General features: G+C 61.2%; 21 protein-coding genes. 5 read left to right on the top strand and 16 right to left on the bottom strand.

The features are described 5' to 3' along the window. Window positions 1-105: 105 nt before the first annotated feature. The 9 genes from G5C33_RS06785 to gmd form a co-directional block, all read right to left on the bottom strand. Complete coding sequence (locus G5C33_RS06785; protein WP_165326517.1) at window positions 106-1,407, bottom strand: hypothetical protein; 1,302 nt, start codon at window positions 1,405-1,407, stop codon at window positions 106-108. 46 nt (window positions 1,408-1,453) lie between these two features. Beyond that, entirely contained in the window at window positions 1,454-2,038 is a 585-nt protein-coding gene (locus tag G5C33_RS06780; protein ID WP_165326516.1) for an LbetaH domain-containing protein, read from the bottom strand. 13 nt (window positions 2,039-2,051) lie between these two features. Further along, window positions 2,052-3,014, bottom strand: a complete 963-nt coding sequence (locus G5C33_RS06775; RefSeq protein WP_228275217.1) for a glycosyltransferase family 2 protein — start codon at window positions 3,012-3,014, stop codon at window positions 2,052-2,054. Window positions 3,015-3,146: 132 nt separating this feature from the next. Next, a complete protein-coding gene (locus G5C33_RS06770) occupies window positions 3,147-4,295 on the bottom strand; it encodes a glycosyltransferase family 4 protein (RefSeq protein WP_165326515.1) in 1,149 nt (382 codons plus the stop codon). Between the two features lie 276 nt (window positions 4,296-4,571). Then, window positions 4,572-5,984: an SGNH/GDSL hydrolase family protein gene (locus G5C33_RS06765; RefSeq protein WP_165326514.1), complete on the bottom strand. Its 1,413-nt coding sequence runs from the start codon at window positions 5,982-5,984 to the stop codon at window positions 4,572-4,574. A 12-nt stretch (window positions 5,985-5,996) separates the two neighbouring features. Then, window positions 5,997-6,335: a hypothetical protein gene (locus G5C33_RS06760; RefSeq protein WP_165326513.1), complete on the bottom strand. Its 339-nt coding sequence runs from the start codon at window positions 6,333-6,335 to the stop codon at window positions 5,997-5,999. A gap of 105 nt (window positions 6,336-6,440) precedes the next feature. Beyond that, complete coding sequence (locus tag G5C33_RS06755; RefSeq protein ID WP_206518645.1) at window positions 6,441-7,664, bottom strand: WcaI family glycosyltransferase; 1,224 nt, start codon at window positions 7,662-7,664, stop codon at window positions 6,441-6,443. A gap of 3 nt (window positions 7,665-7,667) precedes the next feature. Beyond that, window positions 7,668-8,624, bottom strand: a complete 957-nt coding sequence (gene fcl, locus G5C33_RS06750; RefSeq protein WP_323126185.1) for a GDP-L-fucose synthase — start codon at window positions 8,622-8,624, stop codon at window positions 7,668-7,670. A 3-nt stretch (window positions 8,625-8,627) separates the two neighbouring features. Next, window positions 8,628-9,695, bottom strand: coding sequence for a GDP-mannose 4,6-dehydratase (gene gmd / locus G5C33_RS06745; RefSeq protein ID WP_165326512.1), 1,068 nt, complete (start codon window positions 9,693-9,695; stop codon window positions 8,628-8,630). 374 nt (window positions 9,696-10,069) lie between these two features. Here gmd and G5C33_RS06740 point away from each other — a divergent pair, with 374 nt between their 5' ends. Next, window positions 10,070-11,083: an NAD-dependent epimerase/dehydratase family protein gene (locus tag G5C33_RS06740; RefSeq protein ID WP_165326511.1), complete on the top strand. Its 1,014-nt coding sequence runs from the start codon at window positions 10,070-10,072 to the stop codon at window positions 11,081-11,083. Window positions 11,084-11,113: 30 nt separating this feature from the next. Here the strand turns inward: G5C33_RS06740 and G5C33_RS06735 are convergent, their stop codons facing one another. The 7 genes from G5C33_RS06735 to G5C33_RS06705 form a co-directional block, all read right to left on the bottom strand. Beyond that, window positions 11,114-11,875 (bottom strand): polysaccharide deacetylase family protein, encoded by a 762-nt coding sequence (locus G5C33_RS06735; RefSeq protein ID WP_165326510.1) that lies wholly within the window; start codon window positions 11,873-11,875, stop codon window positions 11,114-11,116. Further along, the gene (locus G5C33_RS06730) at window positions 11,833-13,692 is read right to left on the bottom strand and encodes an HAD-IIIC family phosphatase (protein ID WP_165326509.1); all 1,860 of its coding nucleotides are present in this window, start codon (window positions 13,690-13,692) and stop codon (window positions 11,833-11,835) included. The genes G5C33_RS06735 and G5C33_RS06730 overlap by 43 nt, the downstream gene beginning before the upstream one ends. Before the next feature lie 157 nt (window positions 13,693-13,849). Next, a complete protein-coding gene (locus tag G5C33_RS06725) occupies window positions 13,850-14,437 on the bottom strand; it encodes an FKBP-type peptidyl-prolyl cis-trans isomerase (RefSeq protein ID WP_165326508.1) in 588 nt (195 codons plus the stop codon). Window positions 14,438-14,554: 117 nt separating this feature from the next. Next, complete coding sequence (gene rpsU, locus G5C33_RS06720; protein ID WP_007404630.1) at window positions 14,555-14,761, bottom strand: 30S ribosomal protein S21; 207 nt, start codon at window positions 14,759-14,761, stop codon at window positions 14,555-14,557. Window positions 14,762-14,945: 184 nt separating this feature from the next. Then, the gene (locus tag G5C33_RS06715) at window positions 14,946-15,332 is read right to left on the bottom strand and encodes a response regulator (protein ID WP_165326507.1); all 387 of its coding nucleotides are present in this window, start codon (window positions 15,330-15,332) and stop codon (window positions 14,946-14,948) included. 65 nt (window positions 15,333-15,397) lie between these two features. Then, window positions 15,398-17,743 (bottom strand): ATP-binding protein, encoded by a 2,346-nt coding sequence (locus G5C33_RS06710; RefSeq protein ID WP_228275278.1) that lies wholly within the window; start codon window positions 17,741-17,743, stop codon window positions 15,398-15,400. Window positions 17,744-17,982: 239 nt separating this feature from the next. After that, complete coding sequence (locus tag G5C33_RS06705; RefSeq protein WP_228275216.1) at window positions 17,983-19,683, bottom strand: EAL domain-containing protein; 1,701 nt, start codon at window positions 19,681-19,683, stop codon at window positions 17,983-17,985. A 171-nt stretch (window positions 19,684-19,854) separates the two neighbouring features. Between G5C33_RS06705 and G5C33_RS06700 the strand changes: the two genes are divergently transcribed. The 4 genes from G5C33_RS06700 to cysN all read left to right on the top strand — a co-directional run bounded on the left by G5C33_RS06700 (window position 19,855) and on the right by cysN (window position 25,806). Further along, on the top strand, window positions 19,855-21,165 hold the full coding sequence (locus G5C33_RS06700; protein ID WP_165326505.1) for a UDP-glucose dehydrogenase family protein: 1,311 nt from the start codon (window positions 19,855-19,857) through the stop codon (window positions 21,163-21,165). 301 nt (window positions 21,166-21,466) lie between these two features. Then, window positions 21,467-22,768 (top strand): exopolysaccharide biosynthesis polyprenyl glycosylphosphotransferase, encoded by a 1,302-nt coding sequence (locus G5C33_RS06695; protein WP_165326504.1) that lies wholly within the window; start codon window positions 21,467-21,469, stop codon window positions 22,766-22,768. 204 nt (window positions 22,769-22,972) lie between these two features. After that, a complete protein-coding gene (cysD, locus tag G5C33_RS06690) occupies window positions 22,973-23,893 on the top strand; it encodes a sulfate adenylyltransferase subunit CysD (RefSeq protein WP_165326503.1) in 921 nt (306 codons plus the stop codon). Further along, on the top strand, window positions 23,893-25,806 hold the full coding sequence (cysN, locus tag G5C33_RS06685; RefSeq protein WP_165326502.1) for a sulfate adenylyltransferase subunit CysN: 1,914 nt from the start codon (window positions 23,893-23,895) through the stop codon (window positions 25,804-25,806). The genes cysD and cysN overlap by 1 nt, the downstream gene beginning before the upstream one ends. Window positions 25,807-25,810: the final 4 nt, after the last annotated feature.

Genomic DNA, 25,810 nt, shown 5'->3' with positions numbered 1-25,810 from the left:
CCCTCCCCCCAAAGGTACAGTGTCGCAATCGTCTTGCTGCTCGCCAACCAGCCCCCGGCGCAAGCGAAATCGGCATGATGGATGGGGCGCGCCCTCCGATACGCCTTACCGGGCCCCCACCCGGCGGTTAGAGGAACGACGCCCAAGAAGCAACATTGTCCGCAGCCGCAGGCCCAGCGCGATGCCGGCGACGATGACGAAGGAAATTACCGCGAAACTGGAGTCAAACCGCCAGATCGCGATGCCGACGAAAGCTCCCATCGCCTGAACCCCGCGCGCCGATCCGGCGACGGCCCGAAACATGAAATGCAGGATCAGAATATATACGCACATCGCGATCGGCCATCCCCAGCCGAAATTTGCGAAACACTCCCCGTACATCGTCGAATTGAGGGCCAGTTCGGGCCGGTTGGCGATTGCTTCTCCCAGCTGGACGCCGAACCCCTCGGGTTTTGCCGGCCAGATCGAGCGCGGCACTAGAATCGTCAGCCCCCGGATGAACATGTCCCCCGCGAGAAACTCATTGGGAGGCCGCCCGAAATTCTCAACAATCCAGTTGAGAACCGTAATGTTCGACGATTCGAAAACGCCGTTGAGACCGTTGGTCAGGCTTGCCGCATCGGAATGCGACTGCGCGGTCTCGGCCGCGTTCTGCAATGACCTCAGATTATAGCCGCCCAGTGTCGCCAGCCCGCGAAACATCGGCCAGATGACACTGACAAGCGACAGCAGCGGCAGCGTAATAGACAGAAGGGCCAGTCGGGAAATATTCGACCTGAGAATCAAAACTACCGAAATAAGATAGTAAACCGCCGTGATGCGATTGAATGTCAGGAACAGGTCCAGCGCACTGAAAATAAACCCCAGCGCAAAAACTTGCGTCTTGCTTAGCCTGCCGGAAGCATAGCTATATACCAGCACGCCGAAGACAACGGTTCGCAGCGTATTCGACGCATGCTTGATATACACGAATCCGGTATTTTCGCTCAGCGCGGTTTCAAGATTGCCCTGCCAGTGTCCGCCCGAGGCCAGCCCCGACATCAAGAAACTGACCACAGCGAAAAAGAAAAATAGGAGAATGACGGTTTGCCGGAAATAGGGCTGGGTCGTATCCGGCCGAGACGTATCGGTACGGCGCACCACGAAGCGCATCGAAGGGAAAAGAAAGCCCCCGATCAAAAGAAGCAGCGTCGTTTCCGTATCTTGATAGGGCAGATAGGTGAGGCCGATGTCAGCGGCTTCCAGCTCTCCCATGCCCAAAATAAACGCCAAGGGAATCATGATGAAATACATCTGACCGATAATAACACCATCGATCAGATCAATATTTCTTATGTTAATTGTGGATATAACATACAGGTTCGCTGAAAATGCAGCGATATAGAAGAACCAGAAAAGTACTGCCACGATGTCCTCTGCACATTCTCAGCGCCATTCCCAAGTGGCACGTCAATCACCGTGCCGCGTTGAAAATCGTCTCGCGCATTTTTATCATCCTTGCCGGATTTCCAGAATAAACAACAGCCTCTTCTAGATTTTTCATCGCGACCGCGCGAGCGCCCAGGACCGCGTGATCGCCGACGGTCACGCCAGGTCCGACAAACGCTTCGGCGGCGATCCAGGCTCCCTTGCCAATGGTAATAGGCCGCACGATGAGCTGAAAATGCTCATCCTCATAGTCATGCGTACCGGCGCAGAGGGAGGCGTCCTGGGAGACGATCGCATAAGGTCCGATGTGAATGGCCGCCTGATTGTAGCACCGAACGCGCGGACCCAGCGTCGAAAATTCCGACATGCTCAGATTCGGCGGATACCAGATCTTCGCGCTGCTATAGACGTTGGCGGTCCTGGCGACATTGGCTCCGAACAGATTGAGCAATATACGGCGCCACCCACGCGCTTGCGGCGGCGTCCAGCGCGCGAACGCCAGCCAGCAAACCGAAAAGAGAATCCGACGGAGCCGAACCCCTAGGCTGAAACTAGCCCCACCGGTGCGCGAGCCGCTTTCGCGCGCATCCAGAAGCCGGCCGTCCTGCATCGTCGAACCCTTTTCACAACTTGAGGCCCGAGACACTTCTCAGGACCTCCAACTTCTCTTCGCGACTTTCACAATCCGCGATCGCCCTTTCGAATTCATATGCCTTCGCCTCGACCAGAAACCGGTACCAGAATCCCTGGAGAAAATGGTAGATCAGACCGGATTTCCCATCCAGGAATCCGAACTGGAGAAAATAGCGATAGAGGAAATATGACAGCGGTCCCATACCAAGGGGCAACTGGTTGTAAAAACGCTCTTTGAGCAATCGCTTGAAGCTTGCCTGCCAGCCGTTGTTCTTCGCGGAAAGCTGCGGCGGCTTTTCAAACAGGTCATGGCGCCGATTGAGCACCTCGATCGCTTCGCGCGCCGCATACCCATCATGCTTTTTGACGAAAAAGGCGAGATCGCGCTGGGAAGCATCGGCGAACTCGCCTTCCATCTTGATCGTCCGCCCACCATGAATCAGGACATGTTCGTCCATCCAGCGGTCTTCGACCCGACCTTGGCCGTTTCGCCAGAGGCGAACGAGATAGAGCGGGTATCGGCCGCCATGCCGTACCCAGCGATCCATGAAAATGTGCCGGCGGTTGAACGCTATACCGGCAACGTCATCCGGCATCCCCGACAGATCCGAATTGATCCGGGCCGCGAGATCCGGCCCGATATATTCGTCCGCGTCGAGCCTCAAAATCCATGACGCGCTGATGTTGCCCGCCTCGAGGCCGAAATTGAATTGCCGGGAATGGTTGACGAACGCATTCTGAATTACGCGCGCGCCCTTTGCCCTGGCGATCTCCACGGTGCGATCCGTGGAAAACGAATCGACCACAAGGATATCGTCGGAAACCAGCCATGCGCTCTCGATCGAACGCGCGATGTGGATTTCCTCGTTAAATGTCAGAATGACCGTGCAAATCGAGCTCGACTTGCCGGCTTCGACACCCGACCTGCGCGTTGAAATCGCCGTCTCTTCCACCGCCCGCTCCCCCTAGCTACAACGGCCGCCACGGTCGCACCGCCTGTGCAAAATCGCGGGCGCAGCGAAAATCGACACTGCGGCGACGCGGGATGCCACATGTCGCCGGCATGCGATGCTCACCCGCACCGCTCAATGCCCCGGCGTACCGGAAACCAATTCTGGCCCATCCCCGAAAACAGCGTCCAACGCACCCTCGATCAATTCGACCTGCCGCTGTGGATTCCATTTGGTCGCGATGCATTCGCGACATGCGGCCCGCACTTGCTCCCGGTCGGCCCCGTTGTCGAGCCAGTCGGCAATGGTCCGAGCCAGATCCTCTTCGTCGTTCCTGCGGAAAAAAGCGCCCGTTTCTCCCGGCACGATCGCTTCGAATTCCGGCATCTGATTGTCAAACTCGCCATGCGTGATAGCCGGCGTCCCATACATCATGCTGTGCATCGCGGTCAGACCGATCTTCCCGGGTGAAACGGTGACATCGGAGCGATAGATCAGCTGAGCGAGCCTGGTTTCGTCATAGACCGCGCCGTGGAAATGGACGTCGACCTCCAGGGAGCGCGCAAGCGCTTCCAGCGCTTCGCGCTCGGTGCCATCGCCGACGAGAAGGACGTTGATCGGCCGCCCCTGGTCCTTGAGAATCTTGGCAGCCTTGAGAAGCAGATCGAAGCGACAGACTTTGGTCAATCTGGCCGTGCAGATGACGATCGGGCGATCCTGGTGGTCAAAGAGGCGGGCCGGATGCAGTTCGTCGAGCTCCCCCGCTTCGATCAACCCCAGGACCCGCTCCGCCTCGTCGGTGTCGAGGCTGTTGTAGATCGTCACGATGTCCCGGGCGGGAAATCCCGCATCGACGCCCAGCTCCTTGCCCCTTTCGGCATAGACGAGGACCTTGCTGGAAAGCCGGTAATAGATGTTGCGGATCGTGCGCTGCGGGAACTTCTCCCGGCGCAACCAGCCATGCCCCCAGAAAAGGACCTTGGTTCCCTTGATCCGGGCAATGATCGAGCCGACCCACGACATAACGAACTTCGGGTCGCAGTGATAAATTACCGCATCATACCCCGATAGTGCCGGAGCAAGTGCTCTCGGCTGCCACATGAATTTCCAGTAGAAGCGATAGGGAGAGTCCCGGAAATCACGAAACTCCGACGGGTCCGAAACCTTGATCCCTTCGATACCGCGAGTGTCGGCGAAAAAAGTATAACTGTACTTTTCGCTTCTATCGAGCGCCCTTCCTACTGCTGTACGATAGTGCGGCCAATTATGATAGACGATAGCCACTCGCTTTTTCATAACACCCCTTCTAACGTCCCCTCTGGAAGACCGGAAAGCCGTCCCCTACGGCAATTCGGGACTTTCAGTCGGCGCCAACGATCCCCATCGCCTGGTGCAATTCGTTCGTTCGGGCCACGGTAAATTCAGTCGACGAGGACAGCCGAGGTTCGCTTCGCGGGGAATCGCTTGCAGCCGTTTGTCTAGCTGGAAACCGGTCCGACATGAAGCCGTTTTTGCAGTGCGGCATGGCCCGGAAACCCAGCCATGCCGCATGCTTGGCGCTCAATCCAGCATGTCCTCCAGTGCGGACAGAGCGGCGCGCGCATAGCGTTCACCGACATAGCCGGCGCCATATTCGTTGAGGTGTGTCCAGTCCGCGGTGAAGAGGTAGCGGCTATTGCCTTCCGTCTGACGCACCATCGCCGTGGCGTCGGCAGTCACCGGCCCGCTCCAGCTGACAGCCGCGCTGCCGTTGGTGAAATTACCCAACCGCGTCGAACCGTCGGAGAAGAGGATGGTGTACGAAGTCGTACTGGTGTCCTGGCTCCAGTTGCTCTCCAGCGTCGCGTTCGTCGCATCGCTCAGCGGCGCGGTGAAGTTGAGCGCCGAACCGCGGCCCGTGGACCATTCCCCCTGTGCATCCGTGGTGACAGGGACAAACCGGCACAACGGATCGCTGAATTCCGCGACTGCGGCCTTCACGGCTTCTTCCGTCGAGGAGATTGATGGCGTGCCGCTCACCGGCCCCTTGGGAATGGGCATCGCGCCGAACACAACGATCGGCACCTCGGGATACCGGCGACGCGCTTCTTTAAGACCGGCCAATGCATTTGCCGTCACGGTCGGCGCGTCACTGGACCGGTCGTTCACCGAGGCCATGAGGAAAATGACTTCGGGTTCGAAATAGCTGAGGCCGAGATCGCCTGAAGCAATGCGCTGGTCGAAGCGATACAGCGCCGGATTGGAGTGATTCCACCCGGTGCCGCCCGAACCGCTGGCCTGGATCGCGATGCCGAGACGGTCCCCCATCTGAACGGCGACGCTGTCGGCCTGCAATGTCAGCCCGGCACCCCAGACATAGCTGTCGCCCAGAAACACGCCGTGCACGATACTGGACATTTCGACCGGCCACATGCGCGCACCTTCTTCCACATATGCGCCGGCGAGGCCGGACAGGTGACTCGCTTCTATCGCGACGCGGCGCACCCTTCGCGTCCCGAAGTCGAGCGTCACATATTGGTTTTCGGTCCCAGAGGTTACGCTCAACCGGGTGCCGGTAAGCGAAATGTAGCGGCCGTCGACCAGAAACCGATAGGCCTTGTTCGACGGCAACAAACGCACGGCAAGGTATCGGCTGTCGGCCATAGCCTCCCAGCGACCATAGGAATTGACTTCCGATGCATAGGTGCGGCCGACATCGACCCACCCCGAGCGAATGGCCGAACCGCTGGCATTGTCGCCATAGACGCCTCCGGTGACATGCCAGATGCCGAGGCTGCTCTTGTTGCACAGAAACGGCGTTTGGCCGTGCGGGTTTGCGGTCCCATTGTCGGTAACCACCACGGGATCCGCGTACAGGCTTGAATCACGGGGATTCACGATCGCTGCACGCGCGGCGGCCGAACGCAGCCGCGCAAGCCGGGCATGACGGGAAACGCGCACCGGACTGGCGGCGGGAGCAATTGTCGCAAGCATGATCGCCTCTCCTCAGTCCAGGGCCCAGAAATTGGCCGGAACCGTAGTCCCGCTGCTCGGAATCTCGACTGCGGCGAAGGGCAGAATGGTCAGCCCCGGCGAGACCGGCAGCACGATCGTGCTTTCGTCCGCAAAACGAAGCGTCAGCTCGCCGGTGGCGTCGGCAACGATGGCAACCCCACGTCCCGCGGCGAAGGGCGAATCCACGCTGATCGCCCGTGCGCCGCGGAACGAGGGTTCGCTTACCGGCAGCGGCGTATCGACTGCGACGCCGACAGCATCGGAATCTTCAGAAAAGGCAATCGCGCTCTGCGGAACATACCCGGCGGGAGCGAGTATCGGATAGGACATATGCACCTCCAATCGCCCGGACCGGGATGGCCCGAGTCGCGACATGCAATACGCATCCGACATCGTGTAGGACAGAACAAAAAAAGAACATTAGGCGATGGGCCGCTAGGCGTCAATCCCGCGCAGCTGTTCTTCGAACCGTTCCAGAATCTTGCCGCGGCTCCACCGTTCCTCGGCGCGCGCGCGCGCGACTTGGCCGAACCTGTCGCGCAGTTCATCGTCATCGATCAGTTGCTCGATGGCGCCGGCAAATGCTTCCGCATTGCCCGGTTCGGTGAGAATGCCGCAGCCTTCGACTTCCGTCGCCAACCCGGTCCCCGGCAAAGCCGTTGCTGCCACGGGGCGGCCCGATGCGAGCATATTGGTAAGCTTTGAGGGAAGCACCAGATCCGCCGCGCCGGCGATCTGGGGCAACAGATGGACGCTGGCCATGCCAAGCAGCTCCGACAATCGCTCGCGCGGCTGAAGATCGCGAAACTCAATATTGTCGAGGTCCGCTGAGCTATCGAGCAGTTGCGCACGATTCGGTCCGTTGCCGCACACCACAAAGGTCAGGTCCTTGCGGTGCCGTAGCATGCGCGCCGCTTCGACCACGATCTCGATACCCTGCTTGTTGGCGATATTCCCCGAATAAAGCGCCACATGGGGGCGTGTGATCCCCCATTCCTCGCGATAGGGCGATGGCCGTTTCAACGGCTCTATCTCATCGATATTGGCCCAGTTGCGAAATTCGATGATCCGCGCCTCCGGGACCCCGAGTTCGCGGAGCTTCGCGCACATCTGGGGCGATATGGTGCTGACCCGGTCGGCCTGCATCGACCAGGATTCGAAGGCGCGCGCCACGCTTGCAAGCGCGCCCTCTCCCTTCAACAATCCGGTTGCGAAAGCGGCTTCCACTTCGAAATCCTGGATGTGCAGCCAAAGTTTCGCCTTGAACAAGCGCGCAACGGTTCGCGCGGCCACCGTTGCGATCAGCGACGGAGCGATGGTGATCACCAGATTGGGCCGGTTCCTGCGCGCTTCCGACAACAGCGCGATTTGCGCGCGCAAGCCGAAGCTGAGATGATGCGCCAGACGTCTTTTCCCGTCAGGCACCTTGGGAACGTAGATCGGCAGTCGGACCACCCTCACGCCGTCCTCGACAGAGTGCTTCACACCGCCGCCGACAAAGGCCGGATCGGTTTCCCACTTCGGGTAATAAGGCTTTGCACAGACCACGGTGACGCGATGGCCCGCTGCCGCCAGCGCCTGCGCCATTCCGGCGGTATACGGACCGATACCGACAGGCTCGGGCGCGTAGTTAAGCCCCAATATGAGAATCGTCGCCACTGGCTAAGCCGGATCCAGATGATTCTCTTGGAAAAATTCGTAGACTGCCTCGACGCCGTCGCGAAGCCCGATGCGCGGCCGCCACCCCATCGCGGCCAGCTTCTCCCCCGACATCAACTTGCGCGGCGTGCCGTCCGGCTTGGAAAGGTCCTTGCGGATATCTCCCTCGAAACCAACAACTTCGCAGACCAGCTTTACCAGGTCGATGATAGCGATATCCTCGCCCGAGCCGGCATTGACGTGCTGATCGCCCGAATATTCCTTCATCAGGAAGACACAGGCGTCGGCAAGGTCGTCAACGTGCAGGAATTCCCGACGCGGCGTTCCCGTACCCCATATTTCGATGCTTTCGGCGCCCGAAACCTTCGCTTCATGCGCCTTGCGAATCAGCGCCGGCAAGACATGGCTGCTGGCAAGGTCGAAATTGTCGCCCGGCCCGTACAGATTGGTCGGCATCGCGGAAATGAAATCGCGACCATGCTGGCGGCGATAGGCCTGACACAGTTTGATGCCGGCGATCTTCGCGATCGCATACCATTCATTGGTCGGTTCGAGCGGACCGGTCAGCAGCGCATCCTCGACGATCGGCTGATCGGCGAATTTCGGATAGATGCAGCTCGATCCGAGGAACAGCAGCTTCTCCACGTCATTGGCATGCGCCGCCTCGATGACGTTCGCCTCGATCATCAGATTGTCGTAGAGAAAATCCGCCGGATAGCTATCATTCGCAAGGATTCCACCCACCTTGGCCGCGGCGACGAACACTGCATCCGGCTTTTCGCGGGCAAACCATTCGCGCGTTCCTGCCTGATCGATCAGGTTCACGACATTCCGGCCGGCAGTCAGCACCTCGCAGCTTTCCTGCGCGAGGCGCCGACAGATAGCGGAGCCAACCATACCGCGATGACCGGCGACGAAAACCCGTTTGCCAGTCAGATCATAGGAACCGCCCAGCGCCACAGGTCAGGCGTCCTTCGCAATCGGAGCGTTCTTCATCACATCCAGGTCGGCGTGAACCATCTCGGTGACCAGGTCCCGAATGGAAGTTTCGTGCGACCAGCCGAGTTTTTCCTTTGCCTTTGCCGGGTCACCGATCAGCAATTCGACTTCGGTCGGCCGGAAATAGCGCGGATCAACCTCAACCAGGCACTTGCCGCTCTTGGCGCAATACCCCTTCTCGTCGACGCCTTCGCCCTTCCATTCGATGGTGATGCCCACATCGGCAAACGCCCATTCCACAAAGGTACGAACCGTCGTCGTCTCGCCGGTGGCGAGAACGTAATCGTCGGGCTCGTCCTGCTGCAGCATCATCCACATGCCGCGCACATATTCGCGGGCATGGCCCCAGTCGCGCTTGGCGTCGAGATTGCCCAGCCACAGCTTTTCCTGACGATTCAGCTTGATCGCCGCCACCGCCCGGGTGATCTTGCGCGTCACGAAGGTTTCGCCGCGCAACGGGCTTTCATGGTTGAACAGGATCCCGTTCGATGCGTGCATGCCATATGCCTCGCGATAGTTCACGACGATCCAGTAGCCATAGAGCTTCGCCACGCCATAGGGCGAGCGGGGATAGAAAGGCGTGGTTTCGCGCTGCGGGACTTCCTGCACGAGCCCGTAGAGCTCGGATGTCGAAGCCTGATAGAAACGCGTGTGCTTCTCCATGCCCAGAATACGAATGGATTCGAGCAGGCGAAGCGTGCCGATCGCGTCGGCATTGGCCGTGTATTCAGGCGTTTCGAAACTAACCTGGACATGGCTCTGCGCAGCGAGATTGTAGATCTCTGTGGGCTGCACCTGTTGCACCAGGCGGATCAGATTGGTTGAGTCGGTCAGGTCGCCATAGTGCAGGTGAAACCGGGCACCATCGATATGGGGATCCTGATAGATATCTTCGATGCGACCGGTATTGAATGACGATGAACGGCGCTTGACCCCGTGCACGACATACCCCTTGTCCAGCAGCAGTTCGGCGAGATACGCACCGTCCTGTCCGGTTACCCCGGTAATCAATGCAACCTTGCTATTCGTCATCAATCGGCCTCCCAGCGCACCCATATACATTCACAAAACTAGACCGCTATGGCAACAAAATTTCAAGCTAATGTTGCACTGCAAAAATTGCCTGAAACCCTTAGGGAAGCTTGACGGTTCGCGAGGCTGCAACGTAGAGCCTCGTGGTTATGCTCGCGCCCGCGAAGATGTATGGTGCATTGAGATTTTGCGAAGGCCGGCGCGATCCGATCTTGTGGAAATCCGCGCGGGGAACGTTCGGCGACATTGTCCCGCAAGCGCGCCCATGACCGGAAGGAGGGCGCGGAACCGTTCTTGCCGATGGCCAAGGGCCGATTCCTCCCGTCTCGACAAAAAGATTTCCGGCGCCGTCCGCGACGGCTAGTAAGCGCGCCATGCGGAAAGCACTTGTCACCGGAGCTGCGGGATTCATCGGCTATCATGTATGTCGGCGCTTGCTGGCCGACGGCTATGAAGTCATCGGTCTCGATGCGCTGACCGACTATTATGATCCCGAACTGAAAAGGCAGCGGCTGGCGCTACTGCAAGCCGATTCGAACTTCTCTTTCGTTAAGGACCGGATCGAACGCAGCGGCGTGCTGATGGATATCCTGTCACGGCACCGGCCGGAGGTAATCATCCACCTCGCCGCCCAGGCGGGCGTGCGATACTCGATCGAGGATCCGAGGTCTTACCTGGAAAGCAACCTGGCCGGCACGTTCGAGCTGTTGGAGGCAATTCGCCACCATCCACCCGAACACGCGCTGCTGGCATCGACCAGTTCGGCCTATGGAGCGAATACCAACCTCCCCTATTCGGAAACCGACAAGGCGGATTTCCAGCTCTCCTTCTACGCCGCCACCAAAAAGGCGACGGAAAACATGGCGCATTCCTATGCCAGCCTGTTCAACGTGCCCGTCACCATGTTTCGCTTCTTCACCGTCTACGGGCCCTGGGGGCGACCCGACATGGCCTTGTTCAAATTCACCAAGGCGATACTCGAGGGCGACCCGATCGACGTCTATAATCACGGCGAGATGCGCCGCGACTTCACCTATATCGACGATCTGGTGGAGGGCATCCGCTTGCTGATCGACGCCGTTCCGCCTCGCCCCGGCACGACCGCCGCCGATGCAAATGACAGCCTGTCGCCCGCCGCGCCGTTTCGCGTGGTGAATATCGGCAATTCGCGTTCGATCCCGCTCGAGGCATTCATCGAATCGATCGAGCGCGCGACGGGCCTCAGCGCCACGCGAAACCTGCTGCCGATGCAGGCCGGCGACGTTCCCGCGACATGGGCCGACACCAGCCTGCTGCGCACGCTGACCGGCTATGATGCCCATACCGATCTCGACACCGGGGTTCGCCGATTCGTCGAATGGTACCGGTCGCACTACCATATGGGCTAGCCCACGCGCCGCGCCGGCACCGGGTACCGCTCAGAAGCAGGCCTGGGCCAGCGCGTTGCGGACCGGCGCGATGCGGATTCCGGCATCGCGGCAGGAAAGCACCGCCCGCTCCAGCATTTCGCCGGTACAGCCGAATCGCGACGGCGTATCGGACACATCGTGCATCAGGAAGATGATCCAGGCGTTGCGCGCGACGCATTGCGCGATCACGGCATCCAGATCGAGCCGCGGGGCGAAATCCATATCGATCCGCACGACCTTCAGCTGCGCCAGATCGAGCAGGCCGCTGTTGAGCCCGAACCCCGTGCCGCGACAACTGGCAAAGCGCCGCGAGAACAGGCGCTTGGTGCGCAGCGAGGTCGCGCCATAGGGATAGGCGAACGCGCTGGGCTGAACATCGCCAAGCGCCTCGCGAACGAAGGCGCGATTGCGACCGATGCCATCGATCAGTTGCGCATTCGACAATTCCGGCACCGGACGATGCAGAAAGCCGTGGTCGCCGATTTCATGCCCGTGCGCGTGCAGCAATTTCAGGTCGTCGACATCGAAATATTCGATGCCGTCTTCATCGCGCGTGCCGCATAGCGCCGCCGAAAGATAGAAAGTGCCGCGCGCATCGTGCCGTTCGAGCACCGGCGCACCGGCACGCACCGCGGATTGTGCGACGTCATCGAAGGTGAAGCTGGCGATCGGCGCGTTGAGCCGGGAGCGAATCCCCTTGACCGGGACACGCGGGGAAACATGCCAGTTTACGAAGTTTCTTGCGCGCTCAAGGATCCTGCTCGCCGCCACCGTTCCTCCAGATGCGATTCCAGCTTAACGCTGACCAGTTCGGCTTCGCCAATAGGGGTGCTGCTCGAAACTGCAAAGCATTGACCTTCGACGGAATCGGCAGCGCCGTCGATCCGCGCGAAGCCGAGATCGTCCAGCATACGCGTGACCGCCCCGTTCCGCTCGGTCGGGCGGTGCAGCACCGTCAGCCTGTCCCGACCGCCTCCCCGGACAATCGCCTTCAGCCGGTCGAAAAAGGCATGCTCGACATATTTGCGTTGCACGCGGCAGCTCATGAAGAAATCATGCAGGCAGGCATTTTCCGGGTCGAACGCGGCGAATCCGATGATTCCATAGTCGCCGAAGCGGTCCGAGCAGTGCAGCACCATGCCGCACATGCCCTTTTTACCTTCCGCAAGCGCCGCGACATCGTCGCGCGAATAGCGGGTCCCCCGGAAATTGAGCTGATTGGTCCGCTGCGACAACTCGTAAACGCGCTCGGCATTGTCGGGACCGAGCGCCTCGATCGTCAGCACGATCCCGCAGGAACGGAGAAAATCGTGATACTGCCCGCCAGAGCGCTGCAATACCGCACCGCGCTCGGCCTCGGCCTGGTACAATGCTCTTCGCCTGGCGCTTTCCGCAGTAGCCGGGACGGCGCACATCGGATGATCGAGAAGGTCCAGCGCCTCGATTTCGGTCAGCGTCGTGAGTGCCGGATGCGCCTGCGCCACTTCGCCGCGCTCGAACGGCTGGTCATCGACGAAGATGAAACTGTCCACACCCAGATCCAGCCCCGCGGCGATCGCAGCGACGGCATCGCTTTTCGGATTCCAGCTGATCTGCGGATACAGGAAATAGTCGCGCAGGCCAAAATGCTCCAGCGCGGCGAGCGCCGGCTCGGGGTCGTTCTTGCTTGCGATCGAATGGAGAATGCCACGCTTGTCGAGGGCAACGATCACGTCTCGGATTCCGGGCCGAAGCCGCAGGCCTTCGACACCATCCTCCGCCAGTGTCCCTTCCCACAGGCTGTTGTCGAGATCCCAGACAATGACCTTGGCATATCCGGCAGGCGCCTGCTGGGGCGCGGCCAAGTCTCCAGGAGATCCAAGTCCGTCGACAAAGTCGATCGTGCCGAAGACGATGTCCCGCCCCTCGGCTTCGCCCACCGGCTCGATCTGTACGAGATAGGGTTCGGCAAGATCGACGGTTCGCGCGATATCGCGGACATCGACTGCGATATGCGAATATTCGGGCCCGACCTCGAAGGCATGCTGGTACATTCCGCCGCCGTCGCGCTCGAGAAAAGTGATCGTCATCGGCACCCGTTCGGGCTTCAAGGACCAGGCTTCGACCACGAAATGCCGCGCGACATGGCCGCCGGGGCGGGCGAGCATCATGGCCTTGAGCTTGTTCCAGCGGCGCATCCAGTGGCGCAGCGACCGGAACGGGATCGGCAATCGACGCAGCAGTCCGCCAACCACCCGGTCGCCGCGTTCGAAACGGTCGCCGGCTCTCGGTGAAAACACCGCCGCCGGACCGGTACCCTCCAGCTTGCCCCACTTACGGAAACGGATGCGGCGGAACGCGCTTCCGCCCGGCGTCTTTCCCTCCTCGATCCCCTGTTCGAACCGGCGGCATACGAGATCGGCGCGGGGCGTATAGAATGCGCAGGTCGTCTGGCAGACCGGAAAGGAGCATTCGGAGCAATGTTCGCCCCAGATGATATGGCTGCGCGCCGAAACGGATGCGGAAAACGCGTCCAGCTTCGCGGCGAATTCGGCGGGGATGGAGTCGACGCTCGCGGGTCGGAACGGCTCCCAGTGCGTCTCTTTCATCTTTGTGCGTTCAAGCTCTGGCCGGGGTAACCATAAATGTCCGGGCTCGACGGACCAATGTCAACGCCGCCGGAACGGACGAGACCGGAATGCCACGGCATCCCGGTCTCGTTCATTTCCACAATTCGAAATTTCGATCGCCGACGACGATGCCGGATCACTCGCCTTCGACTTCGGGCGGTGGCATGGCGCCGCCCGGCATGCCACCCTGAAGCATCTGCTGCAGCTGCGCGGCAGGAATGACTTCATCGATCGCGACGTCGAAGATCAGGATCTCGCCAGTCAGTTCGTTCGGCGGGCGTCCTGGACCGGCAGCGTAGCCCAGTTCGGGCGGCAGCCAGAAACGATAGGTCGCGCCCTTGCGCATCAGCTTCACCCCTTCGGTGAAGCCCTCGATCATGTCCTGGCCGACCATGAAGCGCATCGGCGCCGAAGGCTGGAATTCGGTTCCGTCGCGCAGCTCGCCCTGAACGGTGAGCGAAACGCCGTCATTTTCCGAAATCTGCGGGCCGGTGCCGGGCTCCAGTATCTTGTACTGAAGGCCCGATTCGGTCGTGATCACACCCGGCTGCTGCGCGTGCATCGCCAGAAAGGCCTCATCGTCGAGATTTGCCAGCACCGCGGCCCGCGTGCCCTGCCATGCGAGCAGGAACGCAGCGAGCACCGCGGCGACCAGCCCCAGCCAAAGCCACAGGATATAGCCCTTCTTGACGGGCTGCAGCGGCACGGCCGTAACGGACGACATGATCGGATTCCCCCTCGCGCGGGCCGGAAGGGCCCGATGGCTTGCTTGTATGCGCTGCTTCCTATGCGGAAGCGACCCCGGCGTGCAATGGCTTAGCGCACGCCGTAACGCGGAAGCTTACCGTGCGCCGTCGCGTTCGGCCCGCTTGCGCTCGAGCTTGCGGGCGCGGCGAACCGCAGCGGCACGCTCGCGTGCACGCTTTTCGCTGGGCTTTTCGTAGTGACGGCGGAGCTTCATCTCGCGGTAGACGCCCTCACGCTGCAGCTTTTTCTTGAGCGCGCGCAGCGCTTGGTCGACATTATTGTCGCGAACGATGATTTGCATAAGGCCGTCAGACTCCGATCTTCGAAAAATAGAAAATGGTTCGCGGGAACGCATGCTCCCGGCGTTGGCGGCGCCCCTAGCAGCCGATCGGCACTTTTTCAAGTGCAATCGCCGCGGAAACCGGCGCCCTCTTCCCCCTATATAGGGTGGCGTGCGGCTTTTCCCAACCCCGCGATCAGCAGGGTCAAAGAATGATGTCTCCCCCTCGCGTCGCCAATACGCGTCCGATGGTGTCGAACAACGCATCCATCGCCACCGGCTTGAACAGCACATCATCCGCGCCGGCGGCAATGCAGCGTTCGCGCAGATCGACGGCAGTGTCGGCGGTGACGACGATCAACGGCAATTGCGCCTTTTCGTCCTCACGCGCGCGGATGCGACGCATCGCCTCCATCCCGTCCATGCCGGGCATGCGCAAATCGACAAGGACCACGTCGAACTCGCCGCCCTCGATGGCGTTCAGCCCGGATATCGCATCCGGGGCCTCCACCATTTCGGCGCCTGCGACGTCGAGCATGTCCTTCACGACCCGACGGTTCATCGGATCGTCCTCGATAAACAATATTCTCACGTGCTGCGCCCCGAAAGCGCGACCGTGTTGCTTGCGACCTTTTTCATATCACGTCCGGTATCGCCTCATGCCGCGTGCGATACAAGTTTACTGTCACCATCCGTTTCGGATTCGCATCGAACCTCCGGCACCAGTGCCTCGATCAACGCCGCGCCGCGTACCGGCTTGGCAATCACCTGCCGCGCGCCAGCCGCCTTCAGCGATGCCTGTATTTCGGCGTCGCAGGCTGCCCAGAGCAGTGTCGCCGGCACGCCGCCGGAAGTCAGGGAGCGCAACGCTTCCAGGAAATTATCGCCCTCTGTCTTCAGCGTCGCTTCGTCGATCAGCATTTGCCCCACCTCCCCGGAATCGATCAGTTCCCGGGCTTCGTCGAGCGTCGCGGCAAAGCGCACGCAGCAAACATGCGGTTCCAGCACCGTGCGCAACGTGCTGCGCGCAATCGGATTGCGGTCGAGTATCAGCAATCCGCGTTCCGCGAGCCCTGGCGACTCGCTTTCGGGAGCCTGCGCGGCAATATAAGGCAGTTCCACGGTGAAGACCGACCCTTCGCCTTCGACACTGCTCACCGTGACGTCGCCGCCGAGCGCACGGGCCAGATTGCGGCAGATCGAAAGCCCGAGGCCGGTTCCGCCGAACCGACGCGTCGTCCCGGCGTCCACCTGTTTGAACGATTCGAAAATTTCCTCGCATTTCTCGCTCGGGATGCCGATGCCGGTGTCGCTGATGCGGATGCGGACAACCGCAGCGTCCTCGCCGCCGCCATCCGGCACGACCTTTTCCGCGCACAGCCCCACCGCACCCGATTCCGTGAATTTGAGTGCGTTCGACAATAGGTTGAAGACGATCTGACGCAGCCGGCCAGCATCGCTGACGATCCATTCCGGCGCCGCGTCGAGGTCGAGATCGAAGCCGACGCCCTTTGCGGCCGCCTGCTCCTGCCACATGCGTGAAACGTCGCGCAGCGTCGCCTTCAGGTCGGTCGGCGCGGCCTCAACGGTCAGATTTCCGGTTTCCATCTTCGCCAGGTCGAGAATGTCGTCGACCAGCGCGCGCATGGTCACGCCGGCCCCATGCACCACTCCGATGCGATCGCGCGTGGCATCGTCGAGCCGCCGGTCGGACAGCATCACTTGTGTCATTCCCAGAATACCGTTGAGCGGCGTGCGAATCTCGTGGCTGGTGGTGGCGAGGAATTCGGTCTTGGCCGCCAGCGCCTTTTCGAGCGCGACATTGGTCTGTTCCAGATCGGCGTTGGCCGCGCGCACTTCGTTGCGGCTGCGCCGGATCGTGAACAGGCCGACGCTGAGCAGCACGATGACGATCAACGTCGCGCCGGCCAGGCCGTAGAACACGATCCGCTGCCAGCGTGCGCGCGACTGTTCATATTCGACCCGGCGGCGCAACTCATCCGCCTTCAGATTGGCAATCCGAAGTTCCTGATTGGCATAATCGAACCGGGCCGCCATCAGCGCTGCATTGGTCGTCGTCGCCGCCTTCGCGGCTTCGGTGGTCAACCGCTGCAGCGCTTCGAGATGCTCAAGCGCGCGCGCCGGTTCGCCGGTCTTCGAAAAGATCATATAGGCGTAGAGATGCCCCTCGCGGAACGCCAGCGAGGTCCCCTCAAGATCGACGCCTTCGAATGCCCGCAGGATCAGCGAACGCGCCTTTGCGTAATCGCCACGATAATAAGCGACGCGGGCTTCGGTCGCGAGCAGCTGCTGGCGGAAACCTTCCACATGCGTGCCCCGGATCAGCGAGAGCGCCCGCGCCAACGTGCGGTCCGCCGCGTCGAGACGCCGGGCCTCGGCCTGGTTGCGAGCGAGATTGCCCAGCACGCGGGCCTCGAGCAGCGGCTCCTTCATGATCCGGGCGGCCTCGATCGCCTTGCGATATTCCACCTCGGCTTCGTCATGCCGCTCCATCGTAAGCAGGACATTGCCGCGCCGATTGTGCAGGGAAAGCGAAAGCGCGGCGTCACCGTCATACGTCTCCGCCGCCTGCCGGTAATATCGCTCGGCCCGGTTGTCGTCATTGGCCGCGACGTAAAGAGCGCCGATGCTCTGCAACGCGATCGCCTGGCTGCGGCGTTCGCCCAATTGCTGGTAAATGCGATAGGCCGACTGATAATCGGACAAGGCCTGCGCGGCCTCATCGCTCTGGAGATGCAGGGTTCCGCGCGAATGCAGCAAATCACCCCGCAACTTGAGCGGCCCGTCGACCGACTCCACCAGGGCAAGCCCCTCGGCGATGAGCGGTCGAGCCGCATCCGCATCATTGGTGCGCCAGCTCGCTTCACCGGCAAACCATTTCACCTTGGCCAACGCCAGTGCCCGCAGGCGCGGATCGGTTATCGCGCCTGCCAGCCGCTCCGCCTCTGCAAGATCCGCCTGAACCTGCGACGGCGCAGCCATCATGTTGCCGAGTATGCGATCGAATATCTGCTTCAGTGGCTCCGGGAACCTGTCCTCGGGATTGGCAATGGGCTTTTGCCGCGGAGCATTGCCTTCCGCCGCAACCGGCTGTGCCGGTGCCGTCAGCGGAAGCATCAGTGCGGCGGAGCCGAGCATGAGCGCCGTGCGGACAAGCAAAAAGACACGCATCATCCGCATCAAATGGCACCCCCGGATTAATACCGCCCTAAATCGGGCGGTCAGGCGCGTTTCCAGAACGTATCGGGGCGCAGGAAGCTCGACGGGGTGCTTGCTGCGTTGCCGAGGTGAGCATCCTCGTCGAGAAACCGGTGAAAAGCGTCGATCCCGAGCGGCCGGCTGATCAGATAGCCCTGCACCATGTCGCATCCCATCACGCTCAGCAGGGCGAGCGCCGAGGGCGTCTCGACGCCTTCGGCGGTCACTTCCATTTCCAGTGCGTGCGCGAGGTCGATCGTCGAACGCACGATCAGCGGATCGCGATTGCTCGAGGCAAGATGCGTAACGAACATCTTATCGATCTTCAGTTCGCTTGCCGGAAGCTGTTTCAGATAGGCCAGCGAGGACAGGCCGGCTCCGTAATCATCGATGGCCAGCGTGACGCCGATATCGGCGAAGGATTTGAGGTGGCGAATCGCCGTTTCCGGGTCGCGGATCACGGATGTCTCCGTGATCTCGAACCCGATCTTGGCATTGGTCTCGCGGATCACTTCGCTCGCCCGGGCCACAAAGTCGGTATCGCCCAGCAGCAGACCGGAAATGTTGATGAAAACCGGAAAGTCATGCCCGGCTTTCGCCAGTCGGCTCTGATCGGCGATCACCCGGCGCAGTGCCCACAGCGTCATGGCACCGATTTCACCGGCTTCCTCGGCCACGGAAATGAAATCGCCGGGCAGGATCAGTCCGCGCTCGGGATGCTGCCAGCGAATCAATGCCTCGGCGCTGGCGATTTCCTGCCGCCGCACGTGCGCTTTCGGCTGATACTGCAGAAACATCTCGTCCTCGGCGATGGCGCGAGGCAGTTCGCGCATCAGCGTCAGACGGTCGAATGCAAGGTCCGACTGCATCAGATCACGCAGCACCACCCGCTCCTCCTCGCCGGCCTGTTCGAGCGCGGCCTCGGCCGCCTCGACAAGGCGAACCCCATCACATTCCAGCGCCGGCGCAGCGGCCACACCGAATGCGAGATCGACTGCGAGTTCCTCGCCGTCGAGATCGATGGGACCGGCAAACATGCCCCGGATCGCTTCGATTTCCGCGGCTGCGATTTCCACTGCTTCACGTTCAAATGCGATTTCCGCCACCGCGCGGCCCACTGTCGATATTCGCAGGTCGGGATAGGCGGCACCGATACGTTTGGTGATATCGCGCATCAGCAGGTCCGCGCGCGGCCGGCCGAGATGCCGGCGCAACGCCGCGAAGTTCCGCACTTCGCACAGGCACAGCAGCGTCCATCCGCGAGCGGCCAGCATATGGCGTCCGGTCCCGGCGTTCCGCTGCCTGGGGGCGCGTATCACCATCGGCGCCTCGGCAAGGCGCGGCGCCTCGTCATCGCCACAGGGCAGCCAGGACGGTGGAAGCCCGCCGGCGGCGCCCGGCGGCAATTGCGGGCCATAGGTCTCGATCCCTGAAGACATACGCTGCCGGTTGTGCGCCCGATCCCTGAAGGAACCGTTAAGCCTTTCCCCCGCCAAAGCCCGCGGGATCATTTGCAACCGATTTCTCCATTGATTTTTCGTTAATTTTTGTTTAACCATAAAGATGCGCGCAATGCGCACACTGGGAGAAAAAGTATGTTCGCGTTCAATCTTCTTTTCCGCGACGGTGCTGGCGGCGACGACATCATGCCGATCTGAACCGATCGTTTGCGGATCGGGCCGGCGCTGTGCTGCATCGCAGCATCGTCGGTCCGGTTCTCGCATTCGCTGTGGATTGTGGGGCGCAAGGCGGCATCGGAGGGTTTCCGGTGCTTTTTTTGTGTCTTTAAGGCAGCTTCGACAACGATTTTCGCAACGCCCTCACCACGCACTTGCCCGTGATAACAAGGCCGGTTACTGCCCTGCAGCATATGCACGTAGGGCTGGAGGTGTGCAGTGCGCATTGCAATGATCGGTACGGGATATGTGGGGCTCGTATCCGGCGCCTGTTTTTCTGATTTCGGGCATGAAGTGATTTGCGTCGACAAGGACGCCCGCAAGATCGACCTGCTCGAGCAGAATGTCATGCCGATCTATGAACCCGGGCTTGCGGAGCTGGTTGCGGGGAATGTGAAGGCCGGACGGCTTTCCTTCACCACCAACCTGGCCGAGGCCGTCAAGGACGCGGATGCGATCTTCATCGCCGTCGGCACACCCTCGCGCCGCGGCGACGGCCACGCCGACCTTTCCTATGTCTTCGCCGCCGCACGCGAAATCGCCGAAAACCTGACACGGAATTCGGTCATCGTGACGAAATCGACGGTCCCGGTGGGCACAGGCGACGAAGTCTCGCGGATCATTTCCGAAATCGCGCCGGACAAGGGCGCGATGGTGGTCTCGAACCCCGAATTCCTGCGCGAGGGCGCGGCGATCGAGGATTTCAAGCGGCCGGACCGCGTCGTGGTCGGTTCCGAGGACGAAACCGCCACCGAAGTCATGCGCCAGATCTATCGGCCGCTTTCGCTCAACCAGAACGCGCCGGTGCTGTTCGTCGGGCGGCGTACGTCGGAACTGATCAAATATGCCGCCAACGCGTTCCTGGCCGTGAAAATCACCTTCATCAACGAAATCGCGGACCTTTGTGAAAAGGTCGGCGCCGATGTGCAGCAGGTGGCACGCGGCATCGGTATGGACAATCGCATCGGACCGAAGTTTCTTCATGCCGGTCCGGGCTATGGCGGCTCCTGTTTTCCCAAGGACACGCTGGCACTGCTCAAGACCGCCGACGATAATGACACGCCGCTGCGCATCGTCGAATCCACGGTGCAGGTGAACGACAGCCGCAAGCGCGCGATGGGACGCAAGGTGATCAGGGCGATGGGCGGCGACATTCGTGGAAAGTCAGTCGCGATTCTCGGCCTGACGTTCAAGCCCAACACCGATGACATGCGCGACGCACCGAGCATCGCCATTATCCAGGCGCTGCAGGACGCCGGTGCGAGCATTCGCGCCTATGACCCCGAAGGCGTCGAACAGGCCAGGCCGCTTCTCAAGGACGTCACCTTCAGCGAAAGCCCCTATGCCGCAGCGGAAAAGGCCGATGCGCTTGTGATCGTCACGGAATGGGACGAGTTCCGCGCACTCGACCTTGATCGAATGTCCGAGATTCTCGCCACCCCGCTACTCGTAGACCTGCGCAATATCTATCCGCCGGCCGAGGCGGAGCGCGCGGGTTTGCGGCTTGTTGGAATCGGCAAGGCTGCCTGACACCGCTGCGCGCGCAGAGCCAGGCCTGCCATGTCCGATCGCGCCAAAGGGCATGAAAGGCTGGCTTTTCACGGTAAAGCGGTCCAAACGCTGGATTAATGACAGTGGCAGCTGATCGAGGTACTTTAAACGGTCGCAGTGTTGCTGTAATTTCTTCGGTGTAGGAAGAGCTCGTCTAGTCGCTCCAACATTGCACGCCCATTTTTCGGGGAACGGGGGGAACGTGAACCTGAGCTATGGTCGAATAGAGGCCGTCACGCCGCTGCCAAGGCGAACCAGCCGGAGCAAGCTTCGGTATCGCATGTTCGCCCTGCTCATGGTGCTGGACGCATTGAGCATCATCGGCGGGTTCTTCGCGACGAGCCTTGTGCATCGGCCCGAGACGACCGAAACTCAGTGGCTCGCGATCGCGGCGGCAATTTTGTGCGTGTTCTTTGTCATCGCGATCAATGGACATGCCTATGCCGCCGACGTCATCCGGCGCCCCGGACGGGGCACGCTGCGCGGCCTGCAAGCGCTGTCGGTAGCCGCCGGAGCCGTGATCCTGGCCGCATTCTTCCTCAAGAGCAGCGACGCCATTTCGCGCCTGACCTACGGCATGGGTTTCGTGACCAGCTTCGTCCTGATGGCTGCATCGCGCGACCTGTTCCTGCGCAAGGCCGGCGGGCTGTTCGGGTACAATCCCTACAGCGTCGCGCTGATCTGCGACGGTGAACAGTCGATATCGCGCGAGGGCTTTTCGCTGGTTCTCGCCGATCCAGACATCAATCCCGACAATCACTGCCCGATGATGTTCGATCGCCTGGCGCAGGCGCTCAAGGATGTCGACCGTGTTGTCGTCGCCTGCCGACCCGAACGCCGCCTGAGCTGGGTGACGGCACTGAAGGGCGCCAATATCCGCAGCGAAATCATGATCCCCGAACTGCACCTGCTCGCGCCGCTCAGCGTCGGGCATTGCAACGGGCATACGACGCTGGTGATCGCCGACGGGCCGCTCAGCATGTTCGACCGTTTCGTCAAGCGCACGCTGGACGTCATCGCATCGGCCTGCGCGCTTTTGCTGATCGCCCCGCTGCTCGTCGGCGTCGCGATTGCGATCAAGATGGAGACCCCCGGCCCGATCTTCTTCATCCAGACCCGCATCGGGCGCGGCAATCGCATGTTCAAGATGCTGAAGTTTCGCAGCATGCGCGCGGAACGCAGCGATCAGGCAGGCAATGCTTCCACTGCACGCGACGATGATCGCATCACGCGCGTCGGCCGGCTGATCCGCAGCACCAGCATCGACGAGCTGCCGCAGCTGATCAACGTGCTGCTGGGCGACATGAGCATCGTCGGCCCGCGCCCGCACGCCATCGGATCGCGCGCGGCGAACAAGCTGTTCTGGGAAATCGACGAACGCTACTGGCATCGCCATGCCACCAAGCCGGGGCTGACGGGACTGGCGCAGGTACGCGGCTTCCGCGGCGCCACCGACCATGAATCGGATCTGACCAACCGCCTTCAGGCCGATCTGGAATATCTGAACCACTGGTCGATCTGGAAGGATATCCAGATCATCCTGATGACGTTCAAGGTGCTGGTCCACAAAAACGCCTATTGAGGACCGGTTCGGACGCAGGTTTCAAGCGCCGCACGTCGCCGGAAAACGCGCGAACCCGCGCACGTCCGTACGGATGCGAGGCTACGTGCCTGCATCCCGCACGAATACACTATCCAGGCCATATTTACTCGAACCAGCCAGTTTGGCGGGGGCAAGGATAACTAGCATTGCCGCCATTCCACACGCTGGAATACATCCTCGCGCATGACAGAAGCGGCCAAACCCCAGTCCCTGACGCATCTCGCCCGGCTCGAAGCCGAAAGCATTCACATCATGCGCGAGGTCGTATCAGAGGTGGAAAAACCAGTGATGCTCTATTCGGTGGGCAAGGATTCCGCCGTGATGCTGCATCTCGCCAAAAAGGCATTCTACCCTTCCCCGCCGCCTTTCCCGCTGATGCATGTCGACACGACCTGGAAGTTCCAGGCGATGTACGAACTGCGCGATCGCGCGGCGGAAGAAGCGGGAATGGACCTGATCGTTCATCACAATCCCGAGGCGAAGGAAAAGGGAATCAATCCCTTCGACCACGGCGCGCTCCACACCGACATGTGGAAGACCGAGGGGCTCAAGCAGGCGCTCGACAAATTCGGGTTCGACGCGGCGTTCGGCGGCGCCCGGCGCGACGAGGAGAAGAGCCGCGCCAAGGAACGCATCTTCTCCTTCCGCTCGGCAAGCCATCGCTGGGATCCCAAGAACCAGCGCCCGGAACTGTGGAACCTCTACAACGCGAAGAAGCACAAGGGTGAGAGCGTCCGCGTCTTCCCGCTCTCCAACTGGACCGAGCTCGACATCTGGCAATACATCATGGCCGAACAGATCGAGATCGTACCGCTCTATTTCGCCGCGCCGCGCCCAACGGTGGAGCGCGACGGGCTGATCCTGATGGTCGATGACGATCGCTTTCCCTTGAAGCCCGGCGAAACCCCGGTCGAACGGTCGATCCGCTTCCGCACGCTCGGCTGCTATCCGCTGACCGGCGCCGTCGAAAGCACGGCATCGACGCTGCCCGAAGTCGTGCAGGAAATGCTCCTCACCACCACCAGCGAACGCCAGGGCCGCGCCATCGACAAGGACGAAGGCGGCGCCGGAATGGAAAAGAAAAAACAGGAGGGCTATTTCTGATGGCCACTCAGGAAAGCAGCTACAAGGTCGATGCCCTGATTTCGAAGGACATCGAAGCCTATCTCGACCAGCATCAGAACAAGAGCCTGCTGCGGTTCATCACCTGCGGGTCGGTCGATGACGGCAAATCGACGCTGATCGGGCGGCTTCTGTATGACTCGAAGATGATCTTCGAGGATCAGCTCGCCGCGCTCGAGGCCGACAGCAAGCGTGTCGGCACACAGGGGCAGGAAATCGATTTCGCCTTGCTCGTCGACGGCCTCGCCGCCGAGCGCGAACAGGGCATCACGATCGACGTCGCCTATCGCTTCTTCGCCACCGAAAAGCGCAAGTTCATCGTCGCCGACACGCCCGGCCACGAGCAATATACGCGCAACATGGTGACCGGCGCCTCGACCGCCGATCTCGCCGTGATCCTGATCGACGCGCGCAAGGGCGTGCTGACGCAGACGCGGCGGCACAGCTATCTCGCGCACCTGATCGGCATCCGCAACGTGGTGCTCGCGGTGAACAAGATGGACCTGGTCGATTACAGCCAGGAAGTGTTCGACAAGATCGTCGCCGACTATACCGAATTCGCGAACGAGATCGGGATCAAGAACTTCGTGCCGATGCCGATTTCGGGGTTCAAGGGCGACAATATCGCCGGACCTTCGGAAAACACGCCCTGGTATGACGGCCCGTCGCTGATCGGCCATCTCGAAACGGTCGATGTCGATCTCGATGCCGCGCTGGCAGAGCCGTTCGCGATGCCGGTGCAGTGGGTCAATCGCCCCAATCTCGATTTCCGCGGCTTTTCCGGGTTGATCGCTTCCGGCACGGTCAAGCCGGGGGATGCGATCCGCATCCTGCCTTCGGGCCGCACCAGCACCGTTTCGCGTATCGTCACCATGACCGGCGACCTCGATCAGGCCGGGGCGGGCCAGTCGGTTACGCTCACGCTTGCCGACGAAGTCGATTGCTCGCGCGGCGACGTGATCGCCACTGCGGACCATCCTCCGCAGGTTGCCGACCAGTTTCAGGCGACGATCGTGTGGATGGACGACGAGGCGCTGTTGCCCGGTCGTGCATACTGGATGAAGCTGGGCAGCCGCACCGTCAGCGCCACCATTCAGCACCCGAAATATGCGATCGACGTCAATACGATGGCGGAACTCAGCGCAAAGACGCTGAGCCTCAACGATATCGGCGTCGCCGAAGTCTACACCGATCGCGGCATCGCGTTCGAACCCTATGGCGACAATCACGCGCTCGGCGGGTTCATCCTGATCGACAAGGCGACCAACCATACGGTCGGCGCGGGGATGATCGACTATGCGCTGCGGCGCAGCCAGAACGTCCACTGGCAGGCCGTCGACATCAGCCGCGAGGCGCATGCCGCGCAGAAGAATCAGCGCCCGCGCCTCTTGTGGTTCACCGGCCTGTCGGGATCGGGCAAATCGACCATCGCCAATCTGGTCGAAAAGAAGCTCCACGCGATGGGCAAGCACAGCTTCCTGCTAGACGGCGACAATGTCCGCCACGGGCTCAACAAGGATCTGGGCTTCACCGAAGCGGACCGTATCGAGAATATCCGCCGCGTCGGCGAAGTCGCCAAGCTGATGACCGATGCCGGACTGATCGTGCTGACCGCATTCATCTCGCCCTTCCGCGCCGAGCGGGAAATGGTGCGGTCGATGCTGCCCGACGGCGAATTTTTCGAAATCTTCGTCGACACGCCGCTGGCAGTGGCTGAAGAACGCGATGTAAAGGGCCTCTACAAGAAGGCGCGGGCCGGTCAGATCGCCAATTTCACTGGCATCGACAGCCCATATGAGCCGCCGGAAAGCCCCGAAATCCGTATCGACACGACTTCGGAAACGCCCGAAGCCGCCGCCGAACGGATCGTCGCCACGATCCTGGGCCAGGAATAAGCGC

The organism is Sphingosinithalassobacter tenebrarum (genome assembly GCF_011057975.1).
Lineage (GTDB): Bacteria > Pseudomonadota > Alphaproteobacteria > Sphingomonadales > Sphingomonadaceae > Sphingomonas > Sphingomonas tenebrarum.
This window is presented reverse-complemented; position numbering and strand designations above follow the sequence as displayed.